This window comes from Noviherbaspirillum sp. FW303-A3 (genome assembly GCF_058788695.1).
Genome location: NZ_JBYTAZ010000001.1, coordinates 133,523 through 155,047, shown reverse-complemented (window position 1 = coordinate 155,047; position 21,525 = coordinate 133,523). Strand labels below are relative to the sequence as shown.

At 62.9% G+C, this 21,525-nt stretch carries 17 protein-coding genes; 7 read left to right on the top strand and 10 right to left on the bottom strand.

Annotated features, from left to right (window positions below; all coding sequences use genetic code 11):
- Positions 1-162 carry a hypothetical protein gene (locus AC3WOY_RS00745; RefSeq protein ID WP_492420353.1) on the bottom strand — a complete coding sequence of 54 codons (162 nt, stop codon included), beginning with the start codon at positions 160-162 and terminating at the stop codon, positions 1-3.
- A gap of 247 nt (positions 163-409) precedes the next feature.
- Between AC3WOY_RS00745 and AC3WOY_RS00740 the strand changes: the two genes are divergently transcribed.
- Positions 410-3,184, top strand: a complete 2,775-nt coding sequence (locus AC3WOY_RS00740; RefSeq protein WP_492420351.1) for a response regulator — start codon at positions 410-412, stop codon at positions 3,182-3,184.
- A 17-nt stretch (positions 3,185-3,201) separates the two neighbouring features.
- On the opposite strand, the gene AC3WOY_RS00735 is transcribed toward AC3WOY_RS00740, so the two are convergent.
- The 6 genes from AC3WOY_RS00735 to AC3WOY_RS00710 all read right to left on the bottom strand — a co-directional run bounded on the left by AC3WOY_RS00735 (position 3,202) and on the right by AC3WOY_RS00710 (position 11,773).
- Complete coding sequence (locus tag AC3WOY_RS00735) at positions 3,202-4,539, bottom strand: sigma-54-dependent transcriptional regulator (protein ID WP_492420349.1); 1,338 nt, start codon at positions 4,537-4,539, stop codon at positions 3,202-3,204.
- Positions 4,536-6,410: a sensor histidine kinase gene (locus tag AC3WOY_RS00730; protein WP_492420347.1), complete on the bottom strand. Its 1,875-nt coding sequence runs from the start codon at positions 6,408-6,410 to the stop codon at positions 4,536-4,538. Before AC3WOY_RS00730 ends, AC3WOY_RS00735 begins: the two co-directional genes overlap by 4 nt.
- An 86-nt stretch (positions 6,411-6,496) precedes the next feature.
- Positions 6,497-7,801, bottom strand: coding sequence for a dicarboxylate/amino acid:cation symporter (locus tag AC3WOY_RS00725; protein WP_492420345.1), 1,305 nt, complete (start codon positions 7,799-7,801; stop codon positions 6,497-6,499).
- 248 nt (positions 7,802-8,049) lie between these two features.
- Entirely contained in the window at positions 8,050-10,530 is a 2,481-nt protein-coding gene (locus AC3WOY_RS00720; RefSeq protein WP_492420343.1) for a sensor domain-containing protein, read from the bottom strand.
- Positions 10,531-10,602: 72 nt separating this feature from the next.
- Positions 10,603-10,863, bottom strand: coding sequence for a hypothetical protein (locus tag AC3WOY_RS00715; protein WP_492420341.1), 261 nt, complete (start codon positions 10,861-10,863; stop codon positions 10,603-10,605).
- Positions 10,838-11,773, bottom strand: coding sequence for a LysR family transcriptional regulator (locus tag AC3WOY_RS00710; RefSeq protein WP_492420339.1), 936 nt, complete (start codon positions 11,771-11,773; stop codon positions 10,838-10,840). Before AC3WOY_RS00710 ends, AC3WOY_RS00715 begins: the two co-directional genes overlap by 26 nt.
- A gap of 109 nt (positions 11,774-11,882) precedes the next feature.
- Here AC3WOY_RS00710 and AC3WOY_RS00705 point away from each other — a divergent pair, with 109 nt between their 5' ends.
- The 4 genes from AC3WOY_RS00705 (at position 11,883) to AC3WOY_RS00690 (ending at position 16,224) form a co-directional block, all read left to right on the top strand.
- Positions 11,883-12,488: an NAD(P)-dependent oxidoreductase gene (locus tag AC3WOY_RS00705; protein ID WP_492420337.1), complete on the top strand. Its 606-nt coding sequence runs from the start codon at positions 11,883-11,885 to the stop codon at positions 12,486-12,488.
- Between the two features lie 96 nt (positions 12,489-12,584).
- Positions 12,585-13,568 carry a Bug family tripartite tricarboxylate transporter substrate binding protein gene (locus AC3WOY_RS00700; RefSeq protein ID WP_492420335.1) on the top strand — a complete coding sequence of 328 codons (984 nt, stop codon included), beginning with the start codon at positions 12,585-12,587 and terminating at the stop codon, positions 13,566-13,568.
- A 140-nt stretch (positions 13,569-13,708) separates the two neighbouring features.
- Positions 13,709-14,620, top strand: coding sequence for a 5-dehydro-4-deoxyglucarate dehydratase (gene kdgD / locus AC3WOY_RS00695; protein WP_492420333.1), 912 nt, complete (start codon positions 13,709-13,711; stop codon positions 14,618-14,620).
- A 32-nt stretch (positions 14,621-14,652) separates the two neighbouring features.
- Positions 14,653-16,224 (top strand): aldehyde dehydrogenase (NADP(+)), encoded by a 1,572-nt coding sequence (locus AC3WOY_RS00690; protein WP_492420331.1) that lies wholly within the window; start codon positions 14,653-14,655, stop codon positions 16,222-16,224.
- A gap of 116 nt (positions 16,225-16,340) precedes the next feature.
- Here AC3WOY_RS00690 and AC3WOY_RS00685 read toward each other — a convergent pair whose 3' ends face one another.
- Both AC3WOY_RS00685 and AC3WOY_RS00680 read right to left on the bottom strand, forming a co-directional pair.
- Positions 16,341-16,844: a DUF2938 domain-containing protein gene (locus AC3WOY_RS00685; RefSeq protein WP_492420329.1), complete on the bottom strand. Its 504-nt coding sequence runs from the start codon at positions 16,842-16,844 to the stop codon at positions 16,341-16,343.
- Positions 16,837-17,706 carry a class I SAM-dependent methyltransferase gene (locus AC3WOY_RS00680; protein ID WP_492420327.1) on the bottom strand — a complete coding sequence of 290 codons (870 nt, stop codon included), beginning with the start codon at positions 17,704-17,706 and terminating at the stop codon, positions 16,837-16,839. Before AC3WOY_RS00680 ends, AC3WOY_RS00685 begins: the two co-directional genes overlap by 8 nt.
- Before the next feature lie 77 nt (positions 17,707-17,783).
- Here AC3WOY_RS00680 and AC3WOY_RS00675 point away from each other — a divergent pair, with 77 nt between their 5' ends.
- Entirely contained in the window at positions 17,784-18,218 is a 435-nt protein-coding gene (locus AC3WOY_RS00675; RefSeq protein WP_492420325.1) for a helix-turn-helix domain-containing protein, read from the top strand.
- A gap of 10 nt (positions 18,219-18,228) precedes the next feature.
- Here the strand turns inward: AC3WOY_RS00675 and AC3WOY_RS00670 are convergent, their stop codons facing one another.
- Positions 18,229-19,143, bottom strand: coding sequence for a LysR family transcriptional regulator (locus tag AC3WOY_RS00670; RefSeq protein ID WP_492429119.1), 915 nt, complete (start codon positions 19,141-19,143; stop codon positions 18,229-18,231).
- A gap of 105 nt (positions 19,144-19,248) precedes the next feature.
- Here AC3WOY_RS00670 and metE point away from each other — a divergent pair, with 105 nt between their 5' ends.
- Positions 19,249-21,525: a 5-methyltetrahydropteroyltriglutamate--homocysteine S-methyltransferase gene (gene metE / locus AC3WOY_RS00665; RefSeq protein ID WP_492420323.1), complete on the top strand. Its 2,277-nt coding sequence runs from the start codon at positions 19,249-19,251 to the stop codon at positions 21,523-21,525.

Sequence of the window (21,525 nt, the reverse complement as noted above, 5' to 3'; positions counted from 1 at the left end):
CTATGCCGTCTTTCCTGTTGTCTGCGTGGCACCGCCAGACTGCTTCGCGGTGTCACTGCTCACGCGCGCCTTTCCGGGCGGCGTTCTCTTCGTGTTCCTGAATTCACTGTACTTGGTCCCGGTCTTGTCGGCGGGATACTTGTTCTTGGTGTTGGCAGCCATTGGCGTTCCTCATGGTGAAGTGCATTGCACGAAAATCATTAGTACGCCAGTCGGCTGGAAGGTTTCACACCGCCCCCTCAAGCCTGTTCCCGACATTTTTCGTATTGCGCACACGCTTTAGCGCCTCCGCAAACCTTGTATTCTTCGTGCAGGTAATATTCTCGGCACAATGCATTCTTCCCTGTGGACTATCAGGGCCATGCAGCAACGCTCCAGTTGCTTTCCGGAAGCGTATCAATGGAGCGTGATGAACAGGATGACGATGGATACGAACGACGCGGTCAATATCCTGCTCGTGGATGACGATCCCGCACAACTGCTGGCTTTGGATGCGGTGCTCGAGACGCTCGGGCAGACCTGCGTGCGCGCAGGTTCGGGCAGCGAGGCGCTGAAGCATGTGTTGCGGACCGACTTTGCCCTCATCCTGCTGGACGTGCGCATGCCCGATATCAGCGGATTCGACACGGCCCGGCTGATTCGTGACCATCCCAGGGCCAGCCATGTCCCGATCATCTTCGTCACCGCAGCCGACGACGACGACTTTCCGGTGGAAAAGGCCTATGCGCTCGGTGCGGTCGATTATCTGACCAAGCCGGTGATTCCCACCGTGCTGCGTGCCAAGGTCGCCTTCTTTGTCGACCTGCACCGGAAAACGCGGGAACTGGCGCGCATCGAGCGTGAGCGTCACGCCGCCGCGCTGAGCGCCAAGGATGAGCGTATTCACCTCATCCTCGGCAATACGAAAGAGTACGCCTTCATCGTGACCGATGCGCGAGGACGGATCGCGGAATGGGAGGGCGGCGCGGAGCGTATCACCGGTTGGTCCCCCGCGCAGGCGTTGGGCCGCTCGACTGATCTGATTTACACGTCCGACGATCGTGCAGCCGGATGTCCGCAGTACGAGATGGAGCGGGCGAGGCAGTACGGCCGCGCCGAGGGCAAGCGCTGGTACGTCCGCAAGGATGGATCGCGATTTTTCGCCGACGGTGTCACGGTCGCGCTGAAAGACCGGGTCGGTCAATTGCGCGGCTACGCCAAGATCTTCCACGATGCGACGAACGAGCGGCTGGCAGCCGATGCCCTGATGGCGAGCGAGAAGCGTTTGCGTCTGTCGACGGAAGCGGCCGAGCTGGGCCTTTGGGTCTGGGATTCCGCGACCGACCGGGTAGCGTGGGAGAACGAGCGGCTGTACGACATCTTCGGTTTTTCTCCCAAGGAGGCGCCGGCGGACATGACCGCCTTCATGTCCGGATTCCTGCACCCGGAAGACGCCCCGGCGCTCGGGCAGGCCATTGTCGATACGGTGGACGGTGGCGACCGGTTGCGTTTTCAGGGACGATTTTTTCGCAGGCCGGGCCGCGAGCTGCGCTGGATCGACATGACTGGCCTGCTTCAGATTTCTGACGATGGGGAATCGCCGCGCATCCTTGGGACGGCCGCCGATATCACCGACCGCAAGCGTGCCGAGGAAAGGCTGCGCGCAAGCGAGGAACGTTACCGCACGCTGTTCGAATCGATGGACGAGGGATTTTGCGTGCTTGAAATCCTGTACGACCGGCATGGACAGCCGGAAGACTACCGTTTCCTCGAACTCAATCCCGCCTTTGAAAAGCAGACCGGCCTCGTCGATGCCCTGGGCAAGACCATCCGCGAGCTGGTCCCGGACCACGATGCCCACTGGTTCGAAACGTACAGCCGCGTGGCGCTGACCGGGGAAGCGATGCGCTTCCAGGAGGAAGCCCGGGCAATGGGCCGCTGGTTCGACGTCTATGCGACACCTATCGGAGGAACTGGCAGCAACAAGGTTGCGCTGCTGTTTACGGACATCACCGCCCGCAAGCGCGATGAAGAAGCGCTGCGCCGCCTGGCTGAGGACCTGTCCACGGCGAATCGCCGCAAGACGGAATTCCTGGCGATCCTCGCGCATGAACTGCGCAATCCCCTGGCGCCGATCCGTTCCGGCCTCGAACTGATACGCCTTGCCGGCGATAGCGCGGAAACCGTTTCGCGGGTACGCGAAATGATGGACCGGCAACTCGGCCATCTCGTCCATCTGGTCGATGATTTGCTGGATATCGCACGCATTACGGGCAACAAGCTCGAACTCAAGATACAGCGCGCCGACCTGAAGAGCATGCTGAAAAGCGCGGTCGAAACCAGCCAGCCGCTGATCGAGGGTGGCGGCCACGTGTTTTCCGTCGACCTGCCGGACGAAGACCTGCTTCTTGATGCCGACCCGATCCGGATTTCGCAGGTGATCGGCAACCTGTTGAACAACGCGGCCAAGTACACGCCGCCGGGCGGCTTCATCAGCCTGTCCGCATCGCGCAAGGATGGCGAGGTGGAGATCGCCGTATCCGATACCGGAATCGGCATACCCGAAGAGGCGCTCGTATCGGTATTCGACATGTTCACCCAGGTGGGGCGCACCACGCACGGTGTCCACGGCGGTCTCGGGATCGGCCTCAGCCTGGTTCGCCGCCTGGTTGAGCAGCATGGCGGCACGGTGTCCGCGGCGAGTCCCGGCCTTGGGCAAGGCAGCACGTTCACGGTCCGGCTGCCTCTTGCTGCTGAAGCGGCAGCAACGGATGCTTCATCCGGCGCCAGCGTCCAGCCTTGCGCCGCAGCGCAGCCAAGGTCGCTCCGCGTGCTCGTCGTGGACGACAATGCGGACGCGGCCGGCACGCTGGCGGCGCTGCTCGAACAGGGCGGCCACACCGTCCGTCTCGCCGGCGACGGTTTCAAGGCACTGGAACTGGCGCGCGAGTTCCAGCCGGATATCGCCTTCCTCGATATCGGCATGCCGGGCATGAGCGGTTATGAAGTCGCGCTGGCTTTCCGTCAGTTGCCTGCCAACGATACCCTGGTACTGGTCGCGGTGTCCGGATGGGGCGCAGAGGACGACCGCGCGCGTTCAAAGGCGGCGGGTTTCAATCTTCATTTGACCAAGCCAGTGGCAATGGCAGAGATCGATCGCCTGCTGGTGGCGGTCATGTCGTCCGTGGCGATGACGGCGCAGTAGCAAAGCGACGTTCCCCCTCAACCCTGCTCGCCAAGCTGGTACTTCCGGATCTTGTCGTGAAGCGTGGTCTTGGCCACGCCCAGCGCTTCCGCAGTACGCGCAAGGCTGCCGCCGTTCCTGGCCAGGGCATCCGAAATCAGCGCGCGTTCGAAGGCGGCAACAGACTCTGCAAGCGGCTGCGGGCCGGACGGTATTTCCGTGGCGAATGGCGGGAAGCCGGCTTCGATGTCGAGCACGCAGCGGTCGGCCACGTTGCGCAGTTCCCGCACGTTTCCCGGCCAGTCGTAGGCCACCAGGCGGCGCAGGCGCGCCGGATCGGCGTCGGGTACCGGGCGGTCGTGGCGGGCCGCGCCCTGCAGCAGGAAATGTTCGAACAGCAGGGGGATGTCTTCCCGCCGCTCGCGCAGAGGAGGCAGCGGCAGGGTGGCGACATTGAGCCGGTAATACAGGTCGGCCCGGAAACGGCCCTGGTCCGACAATTCCTTGAGGTCGGCCTTGGTGGCCGCGATGACCCGGCAGTTCACCGGGATCGGGGTGTTGGAACCGAGGCGTTCCAGGCTGCGTTCCTGCAGCACGCGCAGCAGTTTGGTCTGCATGGCGAGCGGCATGGATTCGATTTCATCCAGGAAGAGGGTGCCGCCGCTGGCATGTTCGATCTTGCCGATGCGGCGCTTGCCGGCCCCCGTGTAGGCGCCGGCCTCGTGGCCGAAGATTTCGCTTTCGAACAGCGTTTCCGGCAGGCCGCCGCAATTGATGGCGACGAAGTTGCCCCCTGCACGCGGTCCTGCGTCGTGCAGGCAGCGCGCGACCAATTCCTTGCCGGTGCCGGTTTCGCCCGCGATCAGGATGTCGGCGGCGCTGTTGCCGAGGTCAGTCACCAGTTGCCGCACGCGCACCATGGCCGGGGCGCGGCCGATGAGGCGGCCTTCCAGCTTTTCCCGGCCCGCCAGGCGCGAGCGCAGGTGGCGCACTTCCAGCGTCAGGCGGCGCTTGTCCAGCGCGCGGCGCACCACTTCGACCAGGTAGTCCGGGGAAAAAGGTTTTTCGATGAAGTCGTGGGCGCCGTCCTTCATCGCCTGCACGGCCAGCGACACGTCGCCGTGGCCGGTGATCAGCACCACTGGGAGGTCGGGGTCGATGCTGCGCACTTCCTTGAGCAGGGCCATGCCATCCATTCCCGGCAGGCGGATATCGCTCACCACCACGCCGGCAAAATCGCGCGTGATATGGCGTCGTGCCTTTTCGGCGCTGTCGAAGCCGCTCACCGGAATGTCTTCCAGTTGCAGCGCCTGCTCGCATCCGAGGCGCACGTCCGGGTCGTCTTCGACCACCAGTACCTGCAATGCTTCCGTCATGTTGCTTGCCCTCCCGGGGCGGCGGGGATATCGAGGGTGAAGACGGCGCCGCCATCGGGGTGATTGCTCCCCGTCAGGGTGCCGCCGAAGTCGGCGACGATGCCGGCGGAAATGGCGAGGCCCAGTCCGAGGCCGCTGCCGGTTTCCTTGGTCGTGAAAAACGGTTCGAACAGGTGCGCGCGGACGGTGTCGCTGAGTCCGGGGCCGCGATCCTTGACCTGCAACAAGATGTGTTCGCCTTCGCGGCGGGCCGAGATCGACAGGGCGCCATCCGTCGCGCCTTCCATTGCATCCAGCGCATTACCGACCAGGTTGACCAGGATCTGTTCCAGCCGGTTGGCATCGCACCAGGCGTGGATGTCTTCTTCCGGCAGGTCGATGCAGGCGACAACCTGTGCCTGCCTGAAACGCTGTTCGAGCAGGAACAGGGCATTGTCGATCGCCCGGCGCAGGCTGACGGCCTGCGGCTGGCCCGAGGACTTGCGCGCGAAGGATTTGAGCTGCGCGGTGAGGTGGCCCATGCGGTCGACCAGTTCGTCGATGCGCTCCAGGTTGCTGCTGGCCGTCTCCTGGTTGCCGCGCGCGAGGAATTTGCGGGCGTTGCCGGACAGCGTGCGCAATGCGGCGAGCGGCTGGTTGAGCTCATGCGCGACGCCTGCAGCGAGCTGGCCGATGACGGCGAGCTTGCCGGCCTGGACCAGTTCGTTTTGCGCGGCACGCAGGGTGCGCTCGGCCTGAGTCCGTTCCGCGACTTCCTGCTGCAGGCGGGTATTGGCCGAAGACAGGTCGCGCGTGCGCTCGGTGACCTTGCGTTCCAGTTCGTCATGCGCTTTCTGCAACGCTGCCTGGTCGGCCAGCCGGTCTTTCAGGTGACGGCGCCGATCATTCAGCATGAGCGCGAGGATGAACAGGAAGGCCGCGCCCACAGCGGCGAGTGCAGCACGGTTTATGGCCGTGCCGCGCACCTGTTCCTGCGGCGAGAACACCGTGATGTTCCATGGCGTGCCGGGCAGGGCCTGCGTCTGGGCGAGGAAGGTGCCGGCAATCGGGAACATGGATACGGTCACCGGTTCCACCTTCGGCAACCGCACCAGCCGGGCGCCGTGATCCAGTTCGGCCATCTCGACCACGCCGAGCGGATTGAGCGCGCGCCGGTTGTATTGCTGTGTCTGGTCGAAGGCGCTGCGGGTGGCATCGTCCAGCGGCTTCAGGGTGGTGAATTTCCATTCCGGCACAGATGCCAGGATGACCACGCCGTTTTCGTCGGAGACCAGCGCCGGCGCCTCGACGGTCGCCCAGGATTTCTCCAGCTGCTTCAGTCCGACCTTGACCACCGCGACGCCGAGGGTGCCGTGATCGTCGGTCAGCGCGGAAGACAGGTAATAGCCGGGCTCTCCGCGGGTGGTGCCGATGCCGAAGAAACGGCCGGTCCCGGTATCCATGGCCTGGCGGAAATAGGGGCGGAAGGACAGGTCCTCGCCGAGAAAGCTGTCCGCACGGCGCCAGTTGCTGGACGCCAGCACCTTGCCCTTGCTGTCGAGGATGTAGATGGAAAGGGTGCCGGCCCGCTCGTTGAGTTGTTCCAGGTAGTGATTCACCTGCGCGGCCCGTTCCGGCGTTGCATCCGGCGTCTTCAGCAGTTGCAGGACGTCCCGCTCCAGTCCCAGCGTGGTGGGGAAATAGGCGTACTTGTCGATTTCCCGTTCCAGGCTGGCGGCGTACAGGTCCAGGCGGTGGCGCCCGGTCGTCTGCAACTCGGCCAGGCCCAGGGTCAGGCTGGTGCGGTAGGCGAACAGGCCGGCGCCGACAATGATGGCCAGAACGCCAAGAATCAAGGCGGAAAAACGGGGGAAGCGTTGTCTTTGAGGCATGTAAGGAAGGCGCGTTCGGATTTCCGAATTATGCCTTGAATGGGTACCCGCCCGGTTGCGCATCCAACCCGGGCGGGCCGGCTGAATCAGGCAGCCTTGACGAGTGCGACCGGTTCGGGTTCGGGAAGGATCTCATCCGCTTCCGCGACTTCCTCGCTGACCGGGTCGATGGCGTTTTCCCACTTGGCCACGACGGCGGTGGCGATCGCATTGCCCAGCACGTTGGTGACGGTGCGGCCCATGTCGAGGAAGTGGTCGACGCCGAGCACCAGCAGCAGGCCGGCTTCCGGCAGGCCGAACATCGGCAGCACGGCGGCCACGACCACGAGCGATGCGCGCGGCACGCCGGCGATGCCCTTGGAGGACACCATCAGCACCAGCAGCATGGTGATCTGCTGGCCCAGCGTCAGCGGCAGGTCGTAGGCCTGGGAGATGAACAGCGCGGCGAACGCGGTGTACATCATCGAGCCATCAAGATTGAAGGAATAGCCCAGCGGCAGCACGAAGCCGGTGACCTTGTCCTTGATGCCGAACTTTTCCAGTTGTTCCATCAGCTTCGGATACACGGATTCGCTGGAGGCGGTCGAGAAACCGACCAGCATCGGGCCGCGGATCAGCTTGAGCAGGCGGAACACGTCCTTGCCGAGCACGCAGTAGCCGGCCGTGATCAGCAGCAGCCAGAGTACGCCCAGCGCGAGGAAGAAGCTCGCCATGTAGCGGCCGTAGACGGCCAGGATGCCGAGGCCCTGGGTGGTGATGACGGCGGCGACGGCGGCGAACACGCCGACCGGTGCAAAGCGCATCACATAGTCGGTGACTTTCAGCATGACCTGGACCAGGTCTTCCGTGGCCTTCACCAGGCTGTTCGTGGTGCTGTTGTGGATCTGGCCCAGCGCGACGCCGAAGAACAGCGAGAAGATGAGGATCTGCAGGATTTCGTTATGCGCCATCGCGTCGAAGATGCTCTTCGGGAAGACGTGGGTGATGAAATCCTTCAGGTTGAGCGCCGCAGTCTTGAGGTTCGTGGCGGCGCCGACTTCCGGCAGCGGCACGCCTACGGAATCGCCCGGACGCAGTACATTGGCCATGACCAGGCCGATCGTGAGGGAGCAGAACGATGCGGCGATGAACCAGCCGAGCGCCTTGCCGCCGATGCGGCCGACCGCCTTGGCGTCGCCCATGCTCGCCAGGCCGGCCACCAGGGTGCCGAGGACCAGCGGCGCAATGATCATCTTGATCAGGCGCAGGAAGATGTCCGTGACGATGGAGAAGTAGCTGGCGATTTCTTTCGCAGCAGCCGGATTCGGCGCAAGCGAGTTGCCCACGTAGCCGACGGCAATGCCGGCAACCATGGCGATGCCAATCCATGTGGTGAGTTTGATCCTTTTCATCTTCAGAAGTCCTTCGCCGTCTCCGGGCAGTAGAAAGTCATACAGGAAATCCGTGGCGGTATCTTGGAACCACCGTCACGGGCTCGGGTGTGTTTCTACTGAGCAGGCTTCATGCCAGTGCCGGATATCGGAAGAGAAACTGTCAACTATCTGATTTTTTGAGGAAAAACTTTTTTGCGGCGTGCGGCGGGCTACGGATTTCCGAATGGCGAAGGGGGAAGGTGTTCGGATATCCGAACGGGGTGGCGCTATGACGGCTGTTCGCTCTTGCAGGCGCAGGCGGGAAGCTCGCAGACGAGCCCCGTGAACAAGCGGCTGAACTCCTCGGCGGGAACGGGTTTGCTTACCACGTACCCCTGGATTTCGTCGCAAGAAGTCGTCGACAGAAAACGCAGTTGTTCCACCGTTTCCACACCTTCGGCAACGACGTTCAGGCCGAGGGCGTGGGCGAGCTTGATGATGGACTCGGCCAGGATCAGCGGATTGACGTTCTGCATGTGTTCCTGGGCGAGGAAGGACCGGTCCAGCTTCAGGCAATCCACCGGAAACTTGCGGAGGTAGGACAGGGAGGAATAGCCGGTGCCGAAGTCGTCGATGCTCAACCGCACGCCCATGTCCCGCAACGCCTTCATTGCCTGGATGCCGGCTTCCGTGTCGGTCATCAACGCGCTTTCGGTGATCTCGAATTCGAGTATCGACCCATCCAGCCCGTGCAGTTCGAGCGCTTCCGTCACCTGCGCGACGATCCCGGGGGAATGCAGCTGCCGTGGCGAGATGTTGACCGACACGCGGAAAGGCCTTGCGCCTTGATCGATCCACAGCCGCGCCTGCCTCAGGGCTTCCCGCACCACCCAGGTGCCGATCTCGTTGATGAAACCGGTTTCCTCGGCCAAGGGGATGAATTCAAGCGGGGGAATCAGGCCGAGGGTCGGATGCTGCCAGCGGACCAGCGCTTCCATCCCGGTCAGGACGAAGGACCGGAGGCCGACGCGGGGCTGGAAATGCAGAATCAGTTCCTCGCGCTCGATCGCGTGGTGCATGTCGTTCATCAGGGCGAGACGGCGGCGGCTCTCGTCCTGCATCCGTTGCGTGAAGAAGCAGTATTGCGCGCCGCCTCCCGCCTTGGCGCGATAGAGCGCCGTGTCCGCGCAGGACAAAAGCTCGCTGCTGGACCCGGCGTCGTCGGGAAACATGCTGATGCCGATCGACGCGGAGGCGGCGATTTCCCGTCCTTCGACATAAATCGGACTAGACAATGCTGAGAGGATCTTTTCGGCGATCCGGTGCGCAGATGCGCGGCCGTGCCGGCAGTTGGCGAGCAGGATGAACTCATCTCCGCCCAGCCGCGCCAGCATGTCCTCCGGCCGCAGCGTCATGCGTATCCGGGTGGCGATTTCCTGCAACAGCGCGTCGCCGCACTGGTGACCGAAGGAATCGTTGACTTCCTTGAAACGGTCGAGGTCGATAAAGAACACGCCCTGGGGCGGTGCGCCGCGCCGGTCATGGATGCGCTCATTGAGCCTGGCGGCCATCTCGCCCCGGTTCGGCAGGTCTGTCAGCGAATCGCGCGTGGCCAGACGGTGCAGTTCACGGGCGGTCCGGACCTCGCGCGTGACGTCGCGCGCCGTCCCCCGGTAGCCCGTGCATACGCCGTCCTCGCAGAACGGTTCGCCGGAAATGCGGACATGCCGCACGATTCCCGGGTAGCCGTTCAGCGACACGGCGACGACGAGGTCGCGGAAGGGCTCGCGCGCGGCAAACCTGGCGGCAAACTCGCGCACGCCGGACTGGGCCTGATCGTGGACGGTATGCATGATGTGCGTTCCGAGGACTTCGTCGGGACGCAGGCCAAGGCGCGAGGAGATGCCTTCCGATACGAACGTGAAGCACCCGGCCGTGTCGAGCTCCCAGTACCAGTCGGTCGAGAGTTTCGTCAGGCTGCGGAAACGTTCTTCGCTCCGCGCAAGTTCCCGCTCGGCTTCCAGCTGCCTGGTGATATCCCGGGCGATCGCCACCATGCCGCGATACTCGCCGCTTTGCGGATCGCGCACCGCGCGCGTGCTGGTGCTGATCCAGAACCAGGCGCCGTCCTTGCGCTTCATGCGGACGGTGATCAGGCAACCGGGCTGGCTTGTCCAGGTGATCGCTGCCTTTGCCAGGTCATCCGGATGCAGGAAGCGGGACACGGGCTGGCCGATGAGTTCTTCCGGTTTGTACCCGGTGAATTCTTCATGCGAGGGTGAGACGTAGGCATACCGGTTCTGCGCGTCCGTATAGGACACCATGTCTCCCGCGTTTTCAGTCACAAGACGATGTTCGGCCTGGCTGCGCAGCAGCAGTTCGCGCATCGCATGATGGGCGGTGACGTCGACGATGGTGCCGGTGAAGCTGACCAGTTCTCCTGCCGGCGAAAAGCGCGGCGCCGCGGTGCTCGACACCCAGCGGATGCTGCCGTCCGAAGCGACGAGCCGGTACTCGATGCTGTATTTCTCGAGCCGTTCCCGCGCGGTGATGTTGACAGCACGCGCGCGAACCTGGTCCTCGGGGTGGATAAACCTTAACCAGTCTGCAATACGGAACGACCCGGGATCCACGACCGCGGCCGATTCGGGATCGAGGTAGAGAAAACGTCCGGACAAGTCCATTTCCCAGACGATGGTTTTGGCGCTATCGGCAAGGCGGCGCAGGGCCGTGTGTTCGTGTTCGTTCGACGGGAAAGGTGTTGTCATGGCCAGCTGAAGTTATCGCAGATGCAATACGGACAGGTGAACGTCGTAGTTGCGCGAACTTATCGCCGGGTACTATAAGGCAAATACCTTAATCGTGCTGGCGCGAGCCTCTGTTGCACAAGATGCAGCGAGCGCGGCAATCTGCCGCGCATCGGCCGGACGACCGAGCAGTTGCGGCACGGCGTTCGTCTCTTCCAGGAGTCGGACGACCGTCTCGACGAGGCTGGATTGCGAGAACCGGCGCTGGGAGAGGCTCGCGGAAATGCGCAGCGGAGGCAGTCCGGCCTGCGCCCAAGCGCGCTGCTGTTCACAGGCCGCGCGGATCAGCGGCATTGCTCTTCCGTTTGCCCGATGCGCCCGACTGGAAATGGGCCAATACGAAGCCGGTCATCGTATCCACCGCGGGATTGTTATGGTCTGCCCGCCACGCCAGGTTCAGCTCGGCAAAGATATTCGACTGCCACACCGGCTTGAACACCACATCCCGGAAGGGCAGGTTCATGGCCGACGCAGGCACGATGGCCAGGCCGACGCCGCCCCTGACCAGGGCGAGGATGGTGTGCGTCTGGCCGATATGCTGTACGTGGCGGGTCTGGATCCGGGATGACGCGAACAGGCCGACGACGAGATCGTAGAAATACTTTCCCTCGTGCGGCGCGTACATGATGAACGGTTCATCCTGCAGGTCTTCCGGCTGGACGGTCTTTTTCCGCGCCAGCCTGTGGTCGGCATGCAGGGCAAGCACCAGCGGATCGCGCATCAGCAGGCGCTGCTCGATGGATTTGTCGTTGACCAGCGGGCGGACGAAGCCGATATCGATCGCCCCCGAACCCAGGCCCTCCAGCTGCTCCTTCGATACCAGCTCCTTGAGCACGATGTCGATATGGGGCAGCGCCTGTTGCGCGGCTGAAATGATGCGCGGGAGCAGGTCGTAGCCCGCCACGGCGGTAAAACCGACCGTGACCCTTCCTGCCTCGCCTTTCTCGATCCGGCTTGCCAGCACCGCCGCCTGTTCCGCGTGGCGGAGAATCGACTGCGCATCCCGGTAAAACACCTGGCCGGCAGCCGTCAGCCGCACCGAGCGGCTGGTCCGTTCAAGCAGCTTGACTGAGAGTGCATGCTCCAGCAGCTGGATCTGGCGGCTCAGCGGCGGTTGCGTCATGAAAAGCCGTGCCGCCGCCCGCCCGAAATGCAATTCCTCGGCAAGGGTGACGAAGCAGCGTAGCTGAAAGAGTTCGAACATCGATATAAATCCTGAATCAATCAATTCAGTATCTAGCTTAGACTAATATCGTTCCATTCACTACACTTTCATCACTTGCAACAGGCATCACAGATTGATCACAGCCCCGATGAGAAAACAGATCCTGCAGAACGGCAGATTGCTGCCCGCACTCGAGTCGAGGCTCGCCGAGGAATTCGATGTGCACGGGTTGTGGAGCAAGACAGCGCCACAGGAATTCCTTGCGCAGCACGGCGCGCGCTTCTCTGGACTGGTGACTGCGGCGCCGGTCGGCGCGAGCGCGGAACTGATGGCTGCGCTGCCGAACCTCGAAGTGATTGCAAGTTTCGGCGTGGGCTTCGACAAGCTCGATCTTGAAGCTGCGAAGGAAAGAGGCGTACGCGTGTCGTACACGCCGGATGTGCTGAACGACTGCGTGGCCGACCTCGCATTCGGCCTGCTGATAGACGTCGCGCGCGGCATTGCCGCCGCGGATCGTTTCGTGCGCAGGGGCGACTGGACGAACGGGCGTTTTCCGGTGGCCTCGCGTGTGAGCGGAAAGCGGCTCGGCATTGTCGGCCTCGGCCGCATCGGGCAGGCCATCGCGAAGCGCGCAGCCGGATTCGACATGGATGTCGCCTACACCAATCGCGGCCCGGCACAGGTGTCGTACCGCTACGAGCCGTCGCTGGCGGCACGGAAGAAACACGGCGTGCGATGGGAGACCTCGTGCTGACCAATCTCCGGTCGTATTTCTCGACGAAGGAGCTGGTCACGCCACTGATCTGAACAATTACAACGAACTGCAATTCAACCAATTCAGGAGACATCAATGAAGAGATTCACCCTTGCAGCGATCGCCGCTGTCTGCACCTTCACTGCCGCATCCGCCGCGTTCGCGCAAAGCGCGCCCGCCAACTACCCCGGCAAGCCGATCAAGATCGTCGTGCCGTTCCCGGCCGGCGGTACATCCGACGTGCTGGCCCGCATGGTCGGGCAGAAACTGACCGAGGCCTGGGGCCAACCGGTGATCGTCGATAACCGTCCCGGCGCCAACGGCAACATCGGCGCGGACCTGGTCGCGAAGGCCGAACCCGACGGCTACACGCTGCTCCTGATGGACATGGGCAACCTGACGATCAGCCCGAGCTTGTATCCGAAACTGCCGTTCAACCCGATGGTGAACCTGACGCCGGTCGGGATGCTCGCCTACTCGCCGCACCTGCTCGTCACCAGTTCCTCGCTTCCGGTGAAAACCACCGCCGAGCTGGTCGCGCATTCGAAAGCGACCAAGGGTAAGCTCAATTTCGCCGCAGCAGCCGGTACGGGCAGCGCAGCGCACCTCGCAGGCGTGCTGTTCGCGCAGCGCACCGGAGCGGATTGGGGTTACATCCCGTACAAGGGCGGCGCACAGGCCATGACCGACCTCATCAGCGGCCAGATCGATGCAACCATGAACGGCATGGTGGCCACGTATCCCCATGTGAAGACCGGCAAGATCCGCCTGCTCGCGGTCTCCAGCAAGAAGCGCCTGCCGCAGTTGCCTGACGTGCCGACCGTCGGCGAGACCGTGCCTGGCTTCGTGTCCGGCAGCTGGCAGGGCGTGATGGCGCCGGCGGGCGTGCCCAAGCCGATCATCGCCAAGCTGAATGCGGAGATGGCAAAGATCGTGAAGATGCCGGACGTCGTGGAAAAGATGTCCGCGCAGGGCGCCGAACCCAACGTCACTTCGCCGGAAGAATTCTCCGCCTGGATGAAGTCGGAAATCGCTCATTGGGGCAAGGTCGTCGCCGACGCCAAAATCACGCTGGACTGATCCATCCGAATAACCCCGGGGGCTGGCACGACGGCCCCCCATCCCCGTCCACCTTCTCACGATGGCGCAACCGGCCAGGATGTTGCTCACCCTGCCGGCCAGGGGAATACACGCAATCAACCTACGTTAAAAGGCAAGCCATGCACCCTCAAGAACTGAAACGCATCCTCGAAAGCGGCCTGTTGTCCTTCCCGCTGACCGACTTCAACAACGAACTCGCATTCAACCCCGGTCGTTACGCCGAGCGCCTTGAATGGCTGATGCCGTACGGCGCCTCCGCGCTGTTCGCCGCCGGCGGCACCGGCGAATTCTTTTCGCTGGAACCGGGCGAGTATTCCGCGGTCGTCAAGACCGCCATCGACACCTGCCGCAACCGCATGCCCATCATCGCCGGCGCCGGCGGCGGCACCACGCTCGCGATCAAGTATGCGCAGGAAGCGGAACGCCTCGGCGCGCAAGGCGTCCTGCTGCTGCCGCATTACCTCACCGAAGCGAGCCAGGAAGGCCTGGTCGCCCACGTGGAAGCGGTGTGCCGCAGCGTCAAGCTGGGCGTCATCGTCTATAACCGCGCCGGTTGCCGCCTGACGCCGGAATCCCTGAAGCAGCTCGCCGACCGCTGCCCGAACCTGGTCGGCTTCAAGGATGGTATCAGCGATATCGAAGCCATGGTCGCCATCCGGCAGCAATTGGGCGAACGTTTCGCATATCTCGGCGGCCTGCCGACGGCGGAAGTCTTCGCGGGCGCCTACAAGGCGATGGGCGTGCCGGTGTATTCCTCGGCCGTGTTCAACTTCATTCCGCGCACGGCGATCGAGTTTTACAACGCCCATGCGGCCGACGACACCGAGACCACCAACCGCATCATCCGCGACTTCTTCCTGCCGTACCTGGATATCCGCAACCGCACGCAGGGCTATGCGGTCAGCATCGTCAAGGCGGGCGCGACGATTGCCGGCCATGGCGCGGGTCCGGTGCGACCGCCGCTGTCCGACCTGAAGGCATCGGAAGTGGAAGAGCTGCGCGCGCTGATCCAGAAGCTCGGCCCGCAATAAGCGCGAACCCACCTCATCAACTGGAAACATTCATGGCAATACTAGGTGAACTACTGATCGGCGGGACAGCCGTGCGCGGAACCGGCGGCATCGTCACCGCGCGTAACGCGCAGACCGGCGACGCCATCGGGCCGGAATTCGGCGGGGCAGGGGCGGAGCAGATTGCGCTGGCCTGCGCCCTGGCCGGCGAGGCATTCGATGCGTACCGGGAAACGACGCCTGCGGCCCGCGCCGCATTCCTCGAAACGATCGCGCAAAACATCCTCGACATCGGCGACGACCTGGTCACGCGCTGCATGGCCGAAACCGGGCTGCCGCGTCCGCGCATCGAAGGCGAACGCATGCGCACGGTCAACCAGCTGCGCCTGTTCGCCGGCGTGGTGCGCGACGGCGCCTACCTCGATGCGCGCATCGATCCGGCGCAGCCTGCACGCCTGCCCCTGCCGCGTTCGGACCTGCGCCTGCGCCAGATCGCACTCGGCCCTGTTGCGGTCTTCGGTGCGAGCAATTTCCCGCTCGCGTTCTCCGTCGCCGGCGGCGATACCGCATCCGCGCTTGCGGCCGGCTGCCCGGTGATCGTCAAGGCGCATTCCGCGCACCCCGGGACATCGGAGCTGGTGGGCCGCGCCATCCAGGCGGCGGTCAAGACTTGCGGCATGCCGGAAGGGACGTTCTCGCTGCTGTTTGTCAGCGGTTACGAGCTCGGACAGAAACTGGTTACGGACCCGCGCATCAAGGCGGTCGGATTTACCGGCTCGCGCCGTGGCGGCACGGCATTGATGCATGCCGCGGCGTCGCGTCCCGAACCGATTCCGGTGTATGCGGAAATGAGCAGCATCAATCCCGTCCTGCTTTTCCCGAACGCACTGGAAAGGCGAGGGCAGGACATTGCGAAGGCTTTCGTTGCTTCGCTCACGCTCGGCGCCGGCCAGTTCTGTACCAACCCGGGACTGGTGCTGGGCATCGAAGGCCCTGCGCTGGATGACTTCGTTGCGGCTGCCGGAAAGGCCGTTGCCGAAACAGCGGCTGCAACGATGCTGACGCCCGGGATTCATGATGCCTTCGCCTCCGCAGCCGAGAGGATGGGACAGCATCCGAAGGTGGACACCGTTGCGCGCGGCCAGTCAGGCGGACGCTACCAGTACCAGGCCGCGATCTTCTCCACGTCCTCGCAGGACTTCCTCCGCAACCACGATCTGCAGGAAGAAATGTTCGGCGCGGCTTCGCTCATCGTGCGCTGCCCTGGCGAGGCCGCCATGCGCGAAGTGGTGGATGCGCTGGAAGGGCAACTGACTGCCGCAATGCACATCGACGAGGAAGACCACCCGGCGGCACGCCGTTTCCTGCCTGTGCTGGAACGCAAGGTCGGACGCATCCTGGTGAACGGCTTCGGGACCGGGGTGGAAGTCTGCCATGCGATGGTGCACGGCGGGCCGTATCCCTCCACGGCGGACGGACGATCGACCTCGGTGGGCAGCCTGGCCATCGCGCGCTTCCTGCGTCCGGTCTGCTATCAGGACTTGCCGCAAGCCTTGCTGCCGCCCGCACTGCAGGACGGCAACGCGCTGGGCATTCCCCGCCGCGTGGATGGCAAGCCGGAATAGGTTCACGTTATCTGTTGCTGCCCGGACGGCCTGCCTTGTGCGCAGGCCGTACTTGCATGGCCATGATGAAAATGGTCGACAGAACCATACAACAAGAGGAAACAACATGTCTTCAGTCATTCTTGAAGAAGCAAGCTCGCCACCGATCCAGTAAGGTAGAGTCCGAATCCGAAGATCGCATGCGTGACGATGCTGTTGAAGCGCGCCGCGTTAGGACGTGGCGTGCGACTGGCGGCGATACCGGACCCCATGCCCGGCTGCATCAGCAGGAAGGGGGCCGCCACGGTGCCGAGCCCGACGATCAGCGCGGGACCGATCGTCGGCTGGCGCGCCCATTCGATTCCCCAGGCGCCGAGCAGCAGGGCCGCGAACGCGGTGCCGGTCAAATAATGGGCTGTCCATCCGATCAAACGCTCGCCGCGAACGGGCAGGGTGGCGGAAATGGGTTCATGACGAAAACGTCCGCGCGGCAGATAGGCGAGCCAGCGGCCCACCAGGCCATAGTCGGGTAAAGGAATGGCGAACAGGCGCTTGCGGACAAGCGTCCAGATATCCATCACCGCCGTTGCACCCGCTCCGATCGGCAGTGCCAGCACCAAATATTCCGCAAGCTCAGACATTTTTCCGCTCCTCCGCCAGGGGCGACACGGCGGTCACCATCCAGCATGCCGCGGTGTAGCGGACTTCCGATCCATGCACATAGGGTTCAAAGGCGGCACGGACTGTTTCGATGACCCGCGTGCGCGTCCGTTCATCCGCCTCCCGCAGCGCCAGTCCGACGGGACCGAGCAGGCTCAGGTAAGACACCAACTCCGCCTCGGGGAAAGTGCAGGCCACATCGATCGGCTGGATGTCGATCGCGGTCCAGCCGCTCTCCGCCAGGATGCGCTGAACCTTGTCCGGATCCGCGAACGCGAACTGTCCGGGCGCACCCGGCCGGCGGGCGGGAAGCTTGGGCAGGAGCGGCGCCGCGGCGCGCTCGGCCGTCGTCATGAAGGGGTTTTCCGCTGCGCTTCGCCACGCGGCGAACCGGAGTTCTGCGCCCTCGCTTGCTGCACGCCGCAGGTTCGCAAAGGCGCGGACGGGATCGTCGAAGAACATGACGCCAAAGCGTGAAATGATCGTGTCGAAGCTCGCGGCCTCGAAGGCACAGGTCTGCGCATCGGCGCAAATGAAACTTGCCGGAACACCATCCCGTTCCGCACGCGTCCTCGCGCTGGCGATCATCGGCTCGGAAATGTCGATGCCGACACAGTTGCCCTTCGGACCGAGCTTCCGGGCGGCCGCGATCGTGGTGCTGCCGGTGCCGCAACCGATATCCAGCACCCGCCTGCCGCTTACCGCGGAAATTGCTTCGACGAGCATGTCCTCGAACGGTTGGAACATCCGGTCGAGCACAGCTTGCGCCTCGACCCAGGCCAGTCCCGAGGGGCCGTTCCACAGCTTCGCTTGTTCGCTGACGGTCTGTTGCATGGCATCCATGATCTTCTCCTTTTGTGGCTTTCAAGTACCGGAAGCTGTATTGTGCAAGTTCAAGTCAACTTGAGGTCAAGGGGAAAATGCACATGGATATCACCGAGGTGGCGCGGGAGTCCGGCGTGCCGGCATCGACGTTGCGTTACTACGAAGAAAAGGGGTTGATTGTCTCCATCGGGAGGCGTGGCCTGCGACGAGTGTTCGATTCCGGCGTCCTGGAAAGGCTGGCACTGATCGCGCTGGGGCGCGCGGCCGGTTTTTCGCTCGATGAGATCGCGCACATGTTTGCGCCGGACGGCAAGCCGGATATCGACCGGCAGTTGCTCGCTGCCAAGGCGGAGGAGCTGGACAGGACGATCCGCAAGCTGAGCGCGATGCGTGACGGCTTGCGGCACGCCGCTGCCTGCAAGGCGCCCAGCCATATGGAGTGCCCGACCTTTCGCCGGATCCTCGCTGCGGCGGGATCCGGCGCTATCGGTGGAGGGCGAAGGAAGGGGGATCGGATCGGCAAGAGGTGAGCCTCGCCAGTTACGCATCCTGGCCGGCAGATTGAAACGCCTGGCCTGAATGGCGCGCCAGTTCGATGAACGATCTCATATAGTCGATATCGGCATCGGTGTCGCGCGTCCCCAGAAATATATGTTTGGCGATGCCCTGCCGTCCCAGCCGAACCGAGGCGATGGCCGCTTTCCCGGCATATTCAGCAGCCAGCCAGCCCGGCAAGGCTGCCACGCCCCGGCCGCTTGCCACCATCTGCAGCATGATATCGGTCGTTTCGATCACCTTGCGTTTCCTGGGCATGCAGCCGGCGGGTAACAGGAACTGGCTGTAAATATCCAGCCGCTCGATCTCGACGGGATAGGTGATAAGAACTTCTTCTGCGAGCTGCTTCGGCTGGATATAGGCTTGTCCAGCCAGGTGATGATGCCGGCCCACGACCAGCACTTGTTCATAGTCGAAGACCGGCTCGAAGCACAGCCCCGGCCTGGGCAACGGGTCCGGCGTGACAAGAATGTCGATTTCATACCCGAACAGGGCGCCGATGCCGCCAAATTGAAATTTCTGCTTGACGTCCAGATCTACGTCCGGCCACTTGGCGAGGAAAGGAGATACCACTTTCAGCAGCCACTGGTAACACGGATGGCATTCCATGCCGATCCGCAAGGACCCGCGCTGGCCTTCCGCATATTGCTGCATGATCTGCTCCGCATGTTCCAGTTGCGGCAGCAGCCGGTTGGACAGGCCCAGCAGGTATTGTCCCGCCTGGGTGAGGCGCAGATTGCGTCCCTCTCTTTTCCAGACAAGAACGCCCAGTTGCTGCTCCACTTTCTTGATCGTATGGCTGAGCGCCGATTGCGTCAGGCATAACACATCGGCGGCGGCCGTCAGTGAGCCTTGCCGGTCAACTTCCCGGATTACGGCCAGGTGGATACGCTCAAGCATCAATAATCCTATGAATGAAAGTAATGGATCAATGAAATAATGCCACTTTTTTTCATTGATTGAAAATTCTATGATGAGCGCCATTCATATCAGGAGCGATTCATCATGGTGACGACACACAATCTTGGTTTCCCTCGTATCGGCGCAAAGCGCGAATTGAAATTCGCACTGGAGAATTATTGGAAAGGGCTGTGGTCGCGGGATGAGCTGGTAGCGGCAGGCGCGCAACTGCGTCAACTGCATTGGCAAGATCAGGCGACGCTGGATTTCGTCCCGGTCGGCGATTTTTCGTTCTACGACCAGGTCCTCGACATGAGCTTCACGCTGGGCAATATCCCTGAACGCGTACGCAATCTCGAAGGAAACGTGCTCGACAATTATTTCCGTGTCGCCCGCGGCCGTTCCGCAAAGGATTCCGGCTGCGGTTGCGTCCACGCGGGCGAGATGACCAAGTGGTTCGATACGAATTATCACTACATCGTGCCGGAGTTTACCGCCGGGACGGAATTCTCTCTCGACGCATCTCGCTTGCTGGACCAGATCGATCAGACGCGTCAGCTTGGCGTGAATGCCAAATCGGTCATCATCGGGCCAGTGACCTATCTGTGGCTGGGAAAGGCCAAGGATGGTTCCGACAAGCTGGCGTTGCTGCCGCGCTTGCTGCCGGTTTACGCGGCGTTGCTGGAGCGGTTGGCCGAGCAAGGTATCGAGTGGGTGCAGATTGACGAACCGGCGCTGGTGACGGAATTGAACTCTGACTGGCAGCGCGCATTTGTCACTGCCTATGAGGCGCTGGGGAATAGCAAGGTGAAGCTGCTGTTGGCCACGTATTTTGGCCAATTGCAGGACAACCTGGCGTTGGCTTGCAAGCTGCCGGTGCAAGGACTGCATATCGACGCCATTAACGCCCGCGAAGAAGTGGATCAGGCCGTACGGCAACTGCCGGCGGATAAAGTGCTGTCGCTGGGGGTGATCAATGGCCGCAATATCTGGAAGACCGACCTGCATGCGACGCTCCAATGGCTGGAGCCGCTTCATGCGGCCTTGCTCAACCGCTTGTGGATTGCGCCGTCCTGCTCCCTGTTGCATGTGCCGGTCGATCTGGACAGCGAACAAAAACTGGATGGTGAAATCAGCTCCTGGCTCGCATTCGCCAGGCAGAAGCTGGATGAGTTGCAGATTCTGGCCAAGGCCTTGAACAAGGGGCGCGTGTCGGTGCAGGAAGCGCTTGTCGCGAACAATGCGGCAATTGAAAGGCGGCGCATCTCCAGCCGCGTGCACAATCCCGCGGTCAAGGCAGCAGTCGCCGGGATTGATGCCGCGATGGGAAAGCGCGCCGTCGCATACGAATTGCGCGCAGCGAAGCAGGCCGCCTTGCTGAAGCTGCCGGCTTACCCGACGACGACCATCGGTTCATTCCCGCAAACGGCCGAGATCCGGCAGGCGAGGAACCGGCGCAAGCAAGGCGAACTGGACGAAACGGCGTACAAAGCCGCAATGGAGGCAGAGATCGCGCGTTGCGTGCGTGAGCAGGAAGCACTCGGCCTCGACGTTTTTGTGCATGGCGAAGCAGAACGCAACGACATGGTCGAATACTTCGGCGAACAGCTCGACGGTTACGCATTCAGCCAGTTCGGCTGGGTGCAGTCCTATGGTTCCCGCTGCGTGAAGCCGCCTATCCTGTTCGGCGACATCAGCCGCCCGAACCCCATGACCGTGGACTGGACAAGGTATGCGCAGTCGCTGACCGACAAGCCGATGAAGGGCATGCTGACCGGGCCAGTCACCATCCTGAACTGGTCATTCGTCCGCGACGACCAACCGAGATCGGTGTCCTGCTACCAGTTGGCGCTGGCGATGCGGGAGGAGGTGCTTGACCTGGAGAGGGCTGGCGTGCGCGTCATCCAGATCGACGAAGCCGCGTTGCGTGAGGGTTTGCCGCTGCGTCGTTCGCAGTGGAACGATTATCTGCAATGGGCGGTGGAGTCTTTCCGCATCACGGCGAACGGCGTGCAGGATGAAACCCAGATCCATACGCATATGTGCTACTCGGAGTTCAACGACATCATCGCGTCGATCGCCGACATGGATGCGGACGTGATCACGATCGAGACTTCCCGTTCCGACATGGAACTGCTCGAAGCGTTCGATCATTTCAACTATCCGAACGAAATCGGCCCGGGTGTCTACGACATCCACTCTCCGAACATCCCGAGCCAGGAGCATATCGTGCAATTGATGCGCAAGGCGGCGGAACGCATTCCTGCCGAGCGCCTCTGGGTCAATCCGGACTGCGGATTGAAGACGCGCGGCTGGGAAGAGGTGATTCCGGCTCTGAGGAATATGGTTGCAGCGGCGAGAACGCTTCGCGAGGCGGCCTGA

Bases quoted from the DNA above. Each gene is read 5' to 3' on its own strand.
- AC3WOY_RS00745 (WP_492420353.1), bottom strand. From the start codon at position 162: ATGGCTGCCAACACCAAGAACAAGTATCCCGCCGACAAGACCGGGACC.
- AC3WOY_RS00740 (WP_492420351.1), top strand. From the start codon at position 410: ATGAACAGGATGACGATGGATACGAACGACGCGGTCAATATCCTGCTC.
- AC3WOY_RS00735 (WP_492420349.1), bottom strand. From the start codon at position 4,539: ATGACGGAAGCATTGCAGGTACTGGTGGTCGAAGACGACCCGGACGTG.
- AC3WOY_RS00730 (WP_492420347.1), bottom strand. From the start codon at position 6,410: ATGCCTCAAAGACAACGCTTCCCCCGTTTTTCCGCCTTGATTCTTGGC.
- AC3WOY_RS00725 (WP_492420345.1), bottom strand. From the start codon at position 7,801: ATGAAAAGGATCAAACTCACCACATGGATTGGCATCGCCATGGTTGCC.
- AC3WOY_RS00720 (WP_492420343.1), bottom strand. From the start codon at position 10,530: ATGACAACACCTTTCCCGTCGAACGAACACGAACACACGGCCCTGCGC.
- AC3WOY_RS00715 (WP_492420341.1), bottom strand. From the start codon at position 10,863: ATGCCGCTGATCCGCGCGGCCTGTGAACAGCAGCGCGCTTGGGCGCAG.
- AC3WOY_RS00710 (WP_492420339.1), bottom strand. From the start codon at position 11,773: ATGTTCGAACTCTTTCAGCTACGCTGCTTCGTCACCCTTGCCGAGGAA.
- AC3WOY_RS00705 (WP_492420337.1), top strand. From the start codon at position 11,883: ATGAGAAAACAGATCCTGCAGAACGGCAGATTGCTGCCCGCACTCGAG.
- AC3WOY_RS00700 (WP_492420335.1), top strand. From the start codon at position 12,585: ATGAAGAGATTCACCCTTGCAGCGATCGCCGCTGTCTGCACCTTCACT.
- kdgD (WP_492420333.1), top strand. From the start codon at position 13,709: ATGCACCCTCAAGAACTGAAACGCATCCTCGAAAGCGGCCTGTTGTCC.
- AC3WOY_RS00690 (WP_492420331.1), top strand. From the start codon at position 14,653: ATGGCAATACTAGGTGAACTACTGATCGGCGGGACAGCCGTGCGCGGA.
- AC3WOY_RS00685 (WP_492420329.1), bottom strand. From the start codon at position 16,844: ATGTCTGAGCTTGCGGAATATTTGGTGCTGGCACTGCCGATCGGAGCG.
- AC3WOY_RS00680 (WP_492420327.1), bottom strand. From the start codon at position 17,706: ATGGATGCCATGCAACAGACCGTCAGCGAACAAGCGAAGCTGTGGAAC.
- AC3WOY_RS00675 (WP_492420325.1), top strand. From the start codon at position 17,784: ATGCACATGGATATCACCGAGGTGGCGCGGGAGTCCGGCGTGCCGGCA.
- AC3WOY_RS00670 (WP_492429119.1), bottom strand. From the start codon at position 19,143: ATGCTTGAGCGTATCCACCTGGCCGTAATCCGGGAAGTTGACCGGCAA.
- metE (WP_492420323.1), top strand. From the start codon at position 19,249: ATGGTGACGACACACAATCTTGGTTTCCCTCGTATCGGCGCAAAGCGC.